A 12,826-nucleotide genomic window follows, 5' to 3' on the forward strand; every position below is an offset into this window, starting at 1 on the left:
CCGATCCGGCAGGGGTTGGGCAACGCCGGGGGCGGCTCCGGGGCGGGCCGGCTCATGCCGCCACCCCCAGCAGCGCGCCGGCGATCTGGTCGGCGACGAGCGGGGCGGTGCGGAAGCCGTCGCCGCCGCTGGCCGCGCGGGCCCAGACCGAGGTCCCGACCCGGGCCAGCCGGCCCGCGCCGGTGCCCGCGTCCACCGCGTAGTGGCACCGCTTCACGGCGGCGACCGTGTAGGCGTCCGCGTCGGCGAGGATTCCGGCGGCGAGGATCTTGTCGGCCCAGGCCCGTTCGTCCGCGTCCGTGTCATCCGCGACGCCGTCCCCGGCGGAGGCGACCTCGCGGCAGGCCGCGTCGGTGCTGATCTTGAGATGGGCGCCGGCGCCGGGCGGCAGCAGCCAGCCCCGCCCGTCCGCCCCGATCCGCCCCGCGCTGGGCATGCGCTCCCACCGTCCCGCCAGCTCGGCGGGCGGGGTCAGGTAGACCATGGTCTGCCGGTGCACCACCACGGGCACGTCCACCAGCCGGGACGACCACGGCCCGGCCGCGACCAGCACCAGGTCGCCGTGCTCGGCCGTGCCGTCGGCCAGCTCGACCCTCGCGGTGTCGGCGTCCACCGCCACCACCTCGTGCCCCGGCCTCAGCTCGGCCGCCGGATGGCGGTCCAGCCATTGCGCCGCCGCCGCCAGCACACGGTCGGCCAGCAGCACGCCTGCGTCGAGTTCCAGGACGCCGGACGTGCCGTCCGGGAACCCGATCGGCCACATCTCGCGAGGGCCGACCAGCTCCACCCGCAGCCCGGCGTCGCGCGCCGCCGCGGCCACCGCAGGGACCTCGGCCTCCGGCCACGCGGTCACGACGCCGATCCGGCGGTAGAAGCCCGCGCCCGGCCGGGGGCCGCACAGCAGGGACTCCAGCTCGACCCACCGGCGGTGCGCGGCGGCGGCCCGCCGCGTCGCGGACGGGTCGCCGGGGACGAGCGCCCGCACGGCCCGGTGGTGGTCGAACGAGCTGGCGCCGGGGTTCGGGATCGCGCCCCGCTCCAGCACCACCACGTGGTGGCCCAGCAGCACGGCCCGCACCGCGGCCAGCAGTCCGGTGACGCCAGCGCCGACGATGACGATCCGCTGGTCCGTCCAGCCGCGTAACGGTTCGTCCAGTGCGCTCCGGGCCATCTCAGCCATCGCTTCCGCCCAGCGCGGGCAGCCGGACCGGGGTGATCGTGGACGGGCCGTCGCGGCGGATCGCGGTGTCCGGCAGTGCGGCGGCCAGGTCGATCAGGATCGGCGCGGCGCAGCGGAGCACGACCTCGGCCTGGTGGCAGAAGTCGCCCGCCTCGTCCGGCGCGGGGTCCCACCGGTCCAGCCGCGCGACCTGCTCGGTGAGCGTCTGCGCCGCCCGGACGAGGCTGAAGCAGTCCAGCTCGTACGACGCGGCGAACCGGTCGATGATCCGCACGGCGGCGCCGCGTGAGCGCTCCGACACCGGCAGCGGCCCCTGACCGGCCCACCGGCCGGCCTTCGCCGCGACCCGGTTCCAGGGCTCGGCCAGCCACGACCCCGTCACCTTCGCCATGTCCGGCCGGCTGAAGTTGGTGCACTGGTTCTCAGGGCTGGTCGCGGCCAGGTGGAACCGGACCAGGTCGCGCGGCATCTCGGCGGCGAGGTCACCCGCCCGCACCACGTGCCCCCTGCTGGTGGAGAACTTCTCGTGGTCCAGCAGGTAGAACTCGTTGGTGACGAACTCGACCGGCAGCGTGTACTGGTCCCCGTGCGCCAGCAGCACCGCCATCATCGCGACGGCGAAGGGGTAGGTGTTGTCGAAGCCGAGGAAGTACACGACCTTCGTGCCCGCGCCGGACAGCCAGAGCGCGTCGTCGGTCCCGGGCACCTCGCCCCAGCGCTCCGCCGACAGCGCGGAGGCGTGCATGCTCCACGCCGCCGGCTCCGCGTTCGGGTTGATCACCTGCCCGGGGACCTCCGGGAAGGGCGCCGGGATCCCCCAGGAGATCGGGTAGGTGACCGGGTAGTCCGGCAGCGGGCGCGACAGCATCTCCCGCAGCGCCTGCGCCATGTGCGGGCGCATCGCCGTCGCGTGGACGTCGTGGTACGCCCGCAGCCGCTCCCGGTAGCGCTCCATCGGCAGCACGAGCACCCGCGCCTCGCGCGGCTCGACGGGGTCGTCCGGGTCCAGCGTGGACCGCGGGTCGATGAGGTCGGCCGCCGCGATCGGGTTCCCGCAGGTCTCGCAGAGCCCGGCGCAGCCGTCGGCCAGGCACACCGGGCAGCCGCCGCCAGCGAAGCCGTCCACGAGGAACCGGCCGGTCCTCGGCGAGTACAGGAACTTCATGGTCTTCAGCTCGAGCTTCCCCGCGCTGTGGACCCGCTGCCAGAAGTCGGCGACCCACTTGGTGAAGCGCTCGTCGTCGCCGGTGAACCCGTCGACGCCGATGCCCACCGCGTCGAGACTCGACGAGATCCGCCCGGCCGACTCCGCCACCAGCGCCTCCGGCGCCATCCCCCGCCGGCCGGCCGTCGTCACGACGAAGGTGGACGTGTCCTGGAAGCCCGTCCCGAAGTACGCCGTGCGCCCGGTGGCCCGCAGATAGCGGGTGTAGACGTCGGCGGCCAGGAACGGGCCTGCCAGGTGACCGAGATGCAGGTCTCCGTTGGCGGTGGGCGCCGGGGAGATCACCACCGTCCGCTCGGTCATGACGAACGCTTCCGGTGCCGGTCGAGGAACGACTCCGCCATCTCGGCGTCCCACCAGATGCCGTAATACTCGAAGTCCTCGGTGGTGTCGTTCACCACCTGGTGGTTGCTGCCCGGGATCAAGTGGACGATGTCGCCCGCGACGAACGGAACGTCCTCGCCGTCGATGCGCAGCTTGGCGCGGCCGGTCATCGCGATGAAGATCTCGTACTCGTGATGCGAGTGCGGAGTCGACTCCGTCCCGGCCCGCAGAACGCACCAGGCGCCCTCGAACGGGGCGTTGAGCACGGGCCACGGCAGCAGCCGCTCGGAGTCCAGGCCGTACGCCCGGGTCAGGTCGGCCCGGTCCAGCGTGCGGATCTCGAACATGCGGTCCTCGCTCTCGATCATGCCGACCGCACCTGCTCCGGCAGCCGCCCGTCCCGGCCGAGCTCGGACGCGCGGCGGGCGAGCATGTCGTCGGTGATGTCCTGGGAGCGGTGCGCCAGGACGCTGATCAGGGAGTCGGCGATGCCGTGCGTCGCCTCGTTGACACCCTGCAGGTAGAGCGCGCCCGACGCGGGCCGGCCGAGCTCGACGCGGTAGCGGCGGCTGACGACGACCTCGTCGAGGCCCGAGCGGGCGGCGAGGTCGCGGACCATGACGGGCATCCGCGAGTCGTAGCCCGTGCCGAGGAACACCAGGTCGCAGCGCAGCGGCTCGACCTTGCCGTTCTTGCGGTCGCGCAGGTCGAGGACGACGTCGTCCCGGTCGACGCGGGCGCCGACCACCTCGGTCAGCGGACGGACGGTGGAGCGCTGGTCGCCGAGCATCCGCTGCTGGTAGAGCATGTAGTACAGCTCGTCGGCGAACGGCGGCGCGAGCCCCGCGTAGTTCGTCAGATGCATCTCCTCCAGGACCTGCTCGCGGGCCTCGGGCTGCATCGTGAAGAACTCGTCGACGAACGAGGGGAAGAACAGCTCGTTGACGAACTTGCTGGTCTGGTAGTTCTGGAAACCGATCGAGCGCAGCACGATCGTCGGACGGCTCTGCGGCAGATCCTGCGACAGCGCCATGAACATCTCGACGGCGCTCTGCGCCCCGCCGACGACCACCGGCCGCAGCGTGCCGCCTGTGTCGGCCTCCGCGATGCGGGCGCTGTACTGCGTGCTGTGGACGACCCGCTCCGCCGGCAGGTCCCGGAACACCTCGGGGATGTGCGGGTCGCGCCCGGCGCCGATCACCAGGTCGCGGCAGTGCACGACGTCGCCGCCGGCGAGCGTGACCGTCCAGCCGGCGATGGAGCCGTCGTCGGCGAGGCGGGGCTCGACCCCCTCGCCGCGGGCGTTGTAGCGGATCTGCACGTGCTGGAACGATCCGGCGACCCATTGCTGGTACGCCGACAGCTGCCAGCGGTAGGGGTTGAAGGTGCTGAGGTTGACGAACCTGTCCAGCTCGCCCGTCTCGTGCAGGAAGTTCAGGAAGGAGAACCGGCTGCGCGGGTTCCGCAGCGTCACCAGGTCCTTGAGGAAGGACACCTGGCTGCGGGCCCACGGCAGCAGCAGGCCGCGCTGCCATTTCACGTCGGAGTGCTGTTCGAGGATCAGCGCGCTGCGCGCCATCTCGGCCGGGGCCGACTCCTCCAGCGCCACGGCGAGCGCCAGGTTGGCCGGGCCCGCGCCGATCATCACGATGTCAACTTCTTGGACTTTCACAATCCCACCTGTCGTTCCGGTCGGCGCCCCCGTGCGGGCAGGCCGAGAGGGTCGCGCCCCTGCGGGCGGATCGAGGGAGTCGTCGGATCGGCTCACCTGGGGAAGGTCACGACGCCGGCCGGCCGGCGCCGGCGGGCTTCGCGGCGGTGATGCCGAGGCACAGCGGGAACCCGGGCTTCGCGCCCAGCAGGTAGGCCCCGGCCGACTGCAGGATGCGGTCCTGGGCCACGACGTGCTGGCACATCGTGTGCGTGTCGCGAAGCCAGCGGTCCATCGGGGACGGCTGGTAGATGGAGCTGGTCTGCAGCAGGTCGTACAGCCGGGTGACGATCGACCGCGCGGTGCGGAACGCGTGCCTGCGCGAGAGCGGCAGCGCGGCCCGCTCCTCCGGGGTCAGGTCGTCGAGGGTGCCCCCGGCGGCGAGCAGCTCGTGCTGGCGCCGCATCGCCCCGTACACGCCGTGGCGGCTGGCGACGAGGTCGGCCTCGCAGTCGGCGACGGTGATCTGTGTGCGGTAGTCGTCCCCCTTCTTCCGCGCCGCGACGATCTCGCGGACGTGGTCGAGCGCGGCCCGCGCGATGCCCAGCGGCACCCCCGGCATGTTGCGCATGTGCACCTCGGGCTGGGCCAGCGGGCCCTCGCCGTTGCGGACGGAGTCGAACGTCAGCGTCCGCTCGGCCGGCACGAACACGTCGGTGATCGTGTAGTCGCAGCTGCCGCTGCCGGCCAGCCCGGTGGTGTACCAGGTGTCGATGACCTCGACGTCCTCGCGCGGCACCATCATCAGCTTGGAGTCGTGCGGGTCGCCGTCCGGGCCGGGCTCCGGCGCGCCGTCGCGGTAGATGAACGCGCCGGAGATCACCCAGTCGGCGTGGGTGACGCCGCTGCCGAACTGCCAGCGGCCGGTCAGCCGGTACCCGCCCGGGACGATCTCGGCCTTCCCGGTCGGGAACAGCAGCCCCGCGGTGATCAGGTCGAGGCTCGGGAACATCTCCTTCGCCACCGGCTCGTCCAGGAACGCCGCGTACAGGCCGGTGTCGGAGCCGATCATCGCGCACCAGCCGGCCGCCGGGTCGCCGTAGGAGACCGCCTCGATGATCTCGGTCTGCTCGATCGAGCTCAGCTCGGGGCCGCCCCACTCGTGCGCGAAGCCCATCCGGAACACGCCGGTGCCGCGCAGCAGCTCGACGACGTCCATCGGCAGCCTGCGCTCGCGCTCGATCTCGGCCGAGCGCGCCTGTAGCTCGGGGACGATCGCCCGGACGCGGCGGAGGATGTCCTCGCCCGTTCGCGGCGGCGCCGGGGCCGGGGCCTCGGCGGCGCCCGGACGGCTGGGTGCAGTGGCCATCAGCTCGCTCCCTCGATCGTGAACGCGATTGCTGGGGGGCGGCGGCGATCACCGCCTGCTCGCCATTCAAGCCAGCCGGATATTTGACCGGAAGCATTGACCGCAACGAACAATCAAGTGCGAATTACGCAGAACAAACAAACAAAACCGGCGGTCACGCGAAGTGCGTGACCGCCGGTCGAATGACGTGGCGCGGGCCTATCAGGCGACGCCGTGGCCCGTCAGTTTGTTTTGTTTGGCGAGACCGCCGGGTAATGCCGTCAGCGGCTGACGGCGCTGTTGATGCTGCCGAAGTCGAGCGCGCCCTCCAGCTCGGTGTAGGTGCCCTTGCCGAGCAGTTCGGCGGCCGCGCGCTGCGCGACGGTGTAGGCCGCCTGGCTCAGCGCGGTGCCGAGGCTGACCCGGCGCACGCCCGCGGCCTCGAACTCGGCGACCGTGGGCGCGCCCGGCCAGGCCATCACGTTCACCGGCAGCGGCGACGCCTCCACCAGCCTGCCCAGCGCGTCGAGGTCGATCAGGCCCGGCACGAACAGGCAGTCCGCGCCCGCCTCGGCGTAGACGCCGGCACGCGCGATGACGTCGTCCAGCCGGCCCGCCTCCTCCCCGATGCCGAACAGGAACACGTCGGTGCGCACGTTGATCACCAGGTCCGGCAGGCCGGCCTTCACCGCCGCGTCCCGGGCGGCGCGCAGCCGCGCGCCCTGTTCGGCGGCGTCGAAGAGCGGGCCGCCGGGCGCCCTGGAGTCCTCGATGTTCACCCCGACCGCGCCCGCCTCGACGATCCCGGCCACCGTCGCGGCGACGTCCTCGGGGGCCGCGCCGTAGCCGCCCTCGACGTCCGCGGTCACCGGGACGTCGACCGCCGCGGCGATCCGCCGGACCGCCTCGACCATCTCGTCCCGGGTCAGGCCGTGCCCGTCCGGCCGGCCGAGCGACCACGACACCCCGCCGCTGGTCGTGGCGATCGCCTTGGCGCCCGCCCCGGCGATGAGCGCGGCGCTGCCCGCGTCCCACGCGTTCGGCAGCACGAGCACTCCGCTGTCGTGCAGCTCACGCAGCGCTGCCGCCCTGGCCTGCTGAACTTCACTGTCCACGCCGTTTCCTCCCTATTGTGTTTCCGCCACGGTGACGCTGTAGAGGTCGAGCTCGCGGAACGGGTTGGGCTGGACGTCCCGCAGCCGCGTCGACCAGGCCGACAGCGTGCTCTGGTACCAGATCGGGATCGTCGGCATGTCCCGCAGGATCGCCCGCTCCGCCTCCTGGTAGAGGGCCCAGCCCTGCTCCTGGGTCGGTGCGCTCTCCGCGGCGGACAGCAGGGCGTCGACCTCGGGGTTGCTGTAGTCGCCGACGTTGTCCGAGGCGCCGGTCCGGTACATCGAGCTCAGGAAGTTCTCGATCGACGGGTAGTCCGCGACCCAGCCGGAGCGGAACACCGCGGTCATCTCCCGGGCGTTCAGCTTGCGGCGGAACTCCCCGAGCGTCGGGATCGGCACGAAGCGGCAGGGCACCCCGAACGTCTCGGTGATCGAGGCGCAGACCTCCTCCATCCAGGGCTGGTTCGGCGAGTCGACGTTGGACGTCAGCTCGATGTCGCCCTCGAACCCGGCCGCCTCGAACAGCTCCCTGGCCCGCGCCGGGGAGTAGGTGCACAGCTCGCCGCCCTGGTCCTCGGCGCGCCCCGAGATGGCCGGCGGGACGAGGCCGTCCGCCGGCACCTGGTGGCCCTGGAAGATCTTGTCGATCAGCTTGACCCGGTCGATCGCCATCGAGATCGCCCGCCGCACCCGCGGGTCGGCGTAGCGCGGGTCGTAGAGCGGGAACGAGATCGTCTGGATGCCGAGGTAGGTCCGGTCGTGGGTGCGGTTCGGCAGGTCCTTCAGGTACCGGTCGCCCTCCAGCGCCCAGAACGGCGTGACGTCCAGGTAGTCGAGCTCGTCCGCCATCACGTCATGGTAGGCGTCCCCGAGGTCGGCGTAGATCCGGAAGTCGACGCCGCCGATGCTGGGCATGTCGTCCCCGGCGTACCCGTCGTAGCGCTCCAGCAGGATGTTCTTCTCGCGCTCCCGGGAGACGAACCTGAACGCGCCGTTGCCGATCGGGTGCTCCTCGAACGCCTCCCGGTCCTTGAAGAACGCCTCCGGCAGCGGGAAGAACGCGCTGCAGCCGAGCGTGACGGGGAACTCGGAGAACGGCGCCGACAGCGTCACCGCGAAGGTGCGGTCGTCGATGACCTTCAGGCCGGACAGCTCCGCGACCGTGGAGTCGGGGGCGTTCACCTCGTCGAAGCCGTCGATGTGCGAAAGGAAGCTGGCCGCCTGCATCTTGTTCGGGCCGTGCGCGGTGTGGTTCCACGCGTCGACGAAACTGCTCGCGGTGACGGGCGTGCCGTCGTGGAACGTCCAGCCGGGCTTCAGCCTGATGGTGAAGACCGCGGAGTCGGCGGTCTCGATCGATTCCGCGACCGCGTTCCGCGGATGGGCGTCGACAGGGTCGTACGAGACCAGCCCGCGGAACAGGGCGGCGATCACCTTGACCCCGCCGGACTCGGTCGTGTGGCCGGGTATCAGCGCGTTCTCCGGCTCGGTGCCGTGGTAGCTGATGATGGATGGGCGCACACTTCCCCCTCAAAACCTCGTCTGGTCGATGGCGTCGGAACTCGCGCAGAGCCGCCGGGCGTCCGCGCCGATCAGAGTTCAACAAAACATCGGGTTGGCTGCCATCTCCGGGAACCAGATCAATCAACAGATCAAACGCACCGGGCCCGCCGCGCCGGCACGCGTCCGGCTTGCGCGAGGTCAGGCGGGTGTGAGCGTCTTGGTCTCCTCCTCCTTGGCCGGAGCGCGCCTGATCGCCATGGAAAGGGCCGCCGCGCCGATGCTGAGGAGCCCGGCCGTGTACCAGGCGGGCGCGTAGTCGCCGAAGCTGTCGCGGGCCATGCCGGCCAGGGTGGACGCGCAGGCGGCGCCGATCTGGTGCGCGGCGAAGACCCAGCCGAACACGACCGGCGCGGACATCCCGAAATGCTCCCGGCACAGGATGATCGTCGGTGGCACGGTGGCGATGAAGTCCAGCCCGTAGAAGACGACGAAAACGATCATGAACCCGGTGACCTTCTCGTCGAACACCTGCGGCAGGAGGAGCAGCGAGACGCCGCGCAGCACGTAGTAGATGGCCAGCAGGATCCGCGGGTTGACGTGGTCGCTGAGCCAGCCCGAAAGAACCGTGCCGACAAGGTCGAAGATGCCGATGACCGCCAGCAGGCCGGCGGCGGTGACCCGGTGCATGCCGTGGTCGTGGGCGGCGGGGATGAAATGGGTGAACACGATGCCGTTGGTGGTGGCGCCGCAGATGAAGAAGCTCACCGCGAGGAACCAGAACGGCTGGGTGCGGGCGGCGCTCTTCAACCGGTCGATGGCGTGCCGCGCGGCATTGCCCGTGGGGGGCGGCGGGGGCACGATCTCCTTGGCGCCGAAAGGCGGGATCCCGACGTCGGCGGGGTGTTCGCGGAAGAAGAACAGCACCATCGGCACCGCGGCGGCCGCGACCAGGGCCACCACCACGGCGGCCGTCCGCCACCCGCCCTCCGACTCGCTCAACGACGTCACCAGCGGCAGGAAGATCAGCGAACCGGTCGCGCCGCCGGCCGAGAGGACGCCGGTGACGAGGCCCTGGCGCTTGACGAACCACCGGGTGCCGATCGTGGCCACGAATCCCAGCGAGATCGAACCGGCGCCCAGGCCCACCATCACGCCCCAGAGCAGGACGAGCTGCCAGGCCGCCGTCATGTACACCGTCAATCCGCTGCCCAGCGCGATCAGCGCCATCGCACCGGCGGTCACCTTGCGTACACCGAACCGTTCCATGAGGGCGGTGGCGAATGGCGCCGTGACGCCGTACAAAGCGAGGTTGACCGACATGGCGAAGCCGATAGTGCCCGTCGACCAGCCGAATTCGTCCTGCAGCGGTTCCACCAGCGCGCCGGGCGTGGACCGGAACCCGGCCGCGCCGACGAGCGCGGCGAAACCGATTCCCGCGATCATCCACGGCCATATGAGTTGTTTGTTGTGAGTCACTCGGTAAGAGTGCTCAAAGCGGCACGGTTCCGGGAAGTGGCTCTTTGGCCATCATGTGCAAGAATTGGGCCATGGACCGGCTGCACCAGATCGCCGTGCTCGCGCTGGACGAGGTGGTCGCGTTCGACCTCGGCACGCCGACGCAGGTCTTCCCCTCGGCCCGCGACGAGCACGACCGGCGGCTCTACCAGGTACGGATCTGCACCCCCGGCGGCCGTGCGGTGCGCAGCTCGGCGGGGCTGACCGTCACGTCCGAGCACGGCCTGGAACTCCTGGCGGAGGCGGACACGATCCTCGTGGCAGGCGTGCACTACGGCGCGCAGGTGCTGGGGGACGGCACGATCGACGAACCGGTGCGGCTCGCCCTGCGGGCCGCGGCGCATCGAGGCGCGCGCGTCATGTCGGTCTGCACGGGCGCGTTCGTCCTGGCCGCGGCCGGTCTGCTGGACGGCCGCCGGGCCACCACCCACTGGGCGCACGCCGACAACTTCCGCCGGCTCTTCCCGCACGTCGACCTCGACCCCGACGTGCTGTTCGTCGACGAGGGCGACCTGCTCACCTCGGCGGGCGTCGGCGCGGGCGTCGACCTGTGCCTGCAGGTCGTCCGGGACGACCACGGCAGCGGCATCGCGAACATGACCGCGCGGCGCTGCGTCGTCCCGCCGTGGCGGCCGGGCGGCCAGTCGCAGTACATCGTGCGCCCGATCCCGGAGGTGACCGACACCTCCACCGCCGCGGCCCGCGCGTGGGCGCTGGAACACCTGCACGAGCCGCTCGACCTGCACGCCCTGGCCGCGCAGGCCCGGATGAGCATCCGCACGTTCACCCGCCGGTTCCGCCAGGAGACCGGCCTCAGCCCGCGAAAGTGGATCATCCAGCAGCGCGTCGAGCGGGCCCGGCACCTGCTGGAGACCACCGACCTGGCCATCGACCAGGTGGCCCGCCACTCGGGCTTCGGCACCGGCGCGGCCCTCCGCCAGCAGATGAGCGCGACGCTGGGCGTCGCCCCCAGCGCCTACCGCACCACGTTCCGCTCCACGGGGCTCGACAAGCTCACCCCCTCCCCCGAGGCCCTGGGCGCGTAGTCCTCGCCAGGGCGGGCCGGGGGGATTCGTGGGTGAAGATCTGTTCGGCTTCGGTCGGGTTCTTTGCGCAGGTCAGGGTGAGCATCAGGAGGATGCGGGCCTTGGGTGGGTGGAGGTCGGTTCCGATGACCGCGTCCTCCTGGGGGTAGGCCGCTCCCGTGGGGGTGTGCGGTGCCGCCACGAAGGTCAGGCCGTTGCCGGCCAGGGTACGCGCCGCGCGCTTCTGGCCGGGGGACAGCGGGCCGGACAGGACGATCCCGGCGGCCCCCGCCTCCGCGACGGCCAGGAGGGGCTCGGGGCCCGCGTCCAGGTAGCCGGGCACGATCTCCACCTTGGGGATCTTCTCCGGGCTCGTCTCGAACGGCGTCCAGCGGTCTCCCGCGGCGGGGACGTGCTGGAGCCTGATGTGGGCGGCGTCGATCGTGCCCAGCCGGCCCGTCGCCGGGGACTGGAACGCGTGGGTGCGCACGGTGTCGCTCTTGACGGCGTCCCGGGCCGGGAGGATCTCGTCGTTCAGCATGACCACGACGCCGTGGGGCCGGGTCCGGCCGCTCGCCGCCAGGACGACCGCGTTGTAGAGGTTCGCGGGGCCGTCCGAGCCGATGACGGTCCAGGGGCGCAGGGCGCCGGTGACCACCACCGGCTTCGTGCGGGACAGCGTCAGGTGGAGCCAGTAGGCCAGCTCCGCCAGCTCGTTCGTGCCGGTCGTCACCACGACGGCGTCGGCGGTGGTGCGTTCCACCGTGCGGGTGAGGGCGCACAGGCCGGCGACGGTGTGGTGGTCGCCCGCGAAGTCGGCCGCCGTCACCTCGGCGACCTCGTCCAGCTCCGGACGGAGCGCGGCGGCCATCTCGGCGGCGGACAGCAGCCCGGACTCGTACCGGTGGAAGCTCACCCTGGTCTCCGCGACACCCGCGATGGTGCCGCGGGCGCCGACGACGGCGACCCGCGCGGCGCCCGTCACGCGGAGGGCTCGGCCATCGCCACCGCGATCTTCCGGCGGCCGCTGAACGGCTCGCGGCCGTGCGCCGCCAGCATGTTGTCGACCACCAGCACGTCGTCGCGCCGCCAGTCGTACCGCACGGAGGCGGCCCGGTAGCAGTCGCGCAGGTGCGCGACGACGTCGTCCGGAATGCGGCCGCCGTCGCCGTAGTAGGTGTTGGCCGGCAGCTCGTCCTCGCCGAAGGCCTCCAGGAGCCCCTCGGCCACGTCCTTGTCCCGGGTGGTGATGTGGAAGAACGTGGCGTGGTTGAACCACACGCGTTCGCCGGACACCGGGTGGACGTGCACGGCGTCGCGGACGGCCCGGGTGCGCAGGCCGTCCGCGCCGCGCCATTCGATCTCGATGTCGCGCTCCTGGCAGTAGGCGGTCACGGTGTCCCGGTCGGCGGTGCCGAACGCGTCGCACCAGAAGGTGCCGAAGTCCTCGTGGAAGTTGCGGACCACCATCCACCGGCGCCGCTCGAACTCCTCCCGCACGGACGGGTCGATGCGCCGGTACACCTCCCGGACGTCGGCCAGCGGCGTCGCGCCCTGCCCGGCGGGCGGCTCGATGCAGTAGAAGTACAGCGTCCGCGGCCAGACCGACTGGTAGGAGTTCTCGTTGTGCAGGAAGATCTCCTCGTCCGCCGGGTAGTCGGTCGAGGTGTAGACCCGGCCCTTGATCGTGCTGCGCGGGGACGACCGCTCCGCGTAGGCCAGCGGCGGCATGCCCGACACCGTCCGGACCACCCGGTCGAACCCGTCGACGCCGCCCACCGCGAAGCCGCGCAGCAGCACGGCCCCGTCGTCGGCGAGCCGCCGCCGGATCTCCGCGCGGTCGCGCTCCAGCAGGCCGAACAGGTCCGCGTCCCCGTCCCCGCGCTCGATGACGCGGGGCAGCACGCGGCGAGCCTGCGCCGCACTCGTCATGATCCCTC

Annotated in this window: 11 protein-coding genes; 1 reads left to right on the forward strand and 10 read right to left on the reverse strand. The window is 71.9% G+C overall.

Going from position 1 to position 12,826, the window contains the following annotated elements:
* Positions 1–52 precede the first annotated feature (52 nt).
* The 8 genes from ACH35V_RS22580 to ACH35V_RS22615 all read right to left on the reverse strand — a co-directional run bounded on the left by ACH35V_RS22580 (position 53) and on the right by ACH35V_RS22615 (position 9,789).
* Positions 53–1,180, reverse strand: a complete 1,128-nt coding sequence (locus ACH35V_RS22580; protein WP_395974932.1) for an NAD(P)/FAD-dependent oxidoreductase — start codon at positions 1,178–1,180, stop codon at positions 53–55.
* Entirely contained in the window at positions 1,173–2,708 is a 1,536-nt protein-coding gene (locus ACH35V_RS22585) for a class I tRNA ligase family protein (protein ID WP_395974933.1), read from the reverse strand. The genes ACH35V_RS22580 and ACH35V_RS22585 overlap by 8 nt, the downstream gene beginning before the upstream one ends.
* Complete coding sequence (locus ACH35V_RS22590) at positions 2,705–3,097, reverse strand: cupin domain-containing protein (protein ID WP_395974934.1); 393 nt, start codon at positions 3,095–3,097, stop codon at positions 2,705–2,707. Before ACH35V_RS22590 ends, ACH35V_RS22585 begins: the two co-directional genes overlap by 4 nt.
* Positions 3,094–4,374, reverse strand: coding sequence for a SidA/IucD/PvdA family monooxygenase (locus ACH35V_RS22595; RefSeq protein WP_395975143.1), 1,281 nt, complete (start codon positions 4,372–4,374; stop codon positions 3,094–3,096). The genes ACH35V_RS22590 and ACH35V_RS22595 overlap by 4 nt, the downstream gene beginning before the upstream one ends.
* Before the next feature lie 133 nt (positions 4,375–4,507).
* Positions 4,508–5,749, reverse strand: coding sequence for an acyl-CoA dehydrogenase family protein (locus ACH35V_RS22600; RefSeq protein ID WP_395974935.1), 1,242 nt, complete (start codon positions 5,747–5,749; stop codon positions 4,508–4,510).
* A 260-nt stretch (positions 5,750–6,009) separates the two neighbouring features.
* Entirely contained in the window at positions 6,010–6,843 is an 834-nt protein-coding gene (locus ACH35V_RS22605) for an isocitrate lyase/phosphoenolpyruvate mutase family protein (protein WP_395974936.1), read from the reverse strand.
* 12 nt (positions 6,844–6,855) lie between these two features.
* Complete coding sequence (locus tag ACH35V_RS22610; RefSeq protein ID WP_395974937.1) at positions 6,856–8,364, reverse strand: ABC transporter substrate-binding protein; 1,509 nt, start codon at positions 8,362–8,364, stop codon at positions 6,856–6,858.
* 180 nt (positions 8,365–8,544) lie between these two features.
* Complete coding sequence (locus ACH35V_RS22615) at positions 8,545–9,789, reverse strand: MFS transporter (RefSeq protein WP_395974938.1); 1,245 nt, start codon at positions 9,787–9,789, stop codon at positions 8,545–8,547.
* 104 nt (positions 9,790–9,893) lie between these two features.
* On the opposite strand from ACH35V_RS22615, the gene ACH35V_RS22620 reads away from it, so the two are divergent.
* Positions 9,894–10,907 carry a GlxA family transcriptional regulator gene (locus ACH35V_RS22620; protein ID WP_395974939.1) on the forward strand — a complete coding sequence of 338 codons (1,014 nt, stop codon included), beginning with the start codon at positions 9,894–9,896 and terminating at the stop codon, positions 10,905–10,907.
* Here the strand turns inward: ACH35V_RS22620 and ACH35V_RS22625 are convergent.
* Together ACH35V_RS22625 and ACH35V_RS22630 are read right to left on the reverse strand one after the other, a co-directional pair.
* Positions 10,876–11,871, reverse strand: coding sequence for an asparaginase (locus ACH35V_RS22625; protein WP_395974940.1), 996 nt, complete (start codon positions 11,869–11,871; stop codon positions 10,876–10,878). The two genes, ACH35V_RS22620 and ACH35V_RS22625, sit on opposite strands and share 32 nt — an antisense overlap.
* Positions 11,868–12,818 (reverse strand): TauD/TfdA family dioxygenase, encoded by a 951-nt coding sequence (locus ACH35V_RS22630; protein ID WP_395974941.1) that lies wholly within the window; start codon positions 12,816–12,818, stop codon positions 11,868–11,870. Before ACH35V_RS22630 ends, ACH35V_RS22625 begins: the two co-directional genes overlap by 4 nt.
* Between the last annotated feature and the right edge of the window lie 8 nt (positions 12,819–12,826).

Origin of the sequence: Actinomadura sp. 1N219 (assembly GCF_044326405.1) — a bacterium.
Classification (GTDB): Bacteria; Actinomycetota; Actinomycetes; order Streptosporangiales; family Streptosporangiaceae; genus Spirillospora.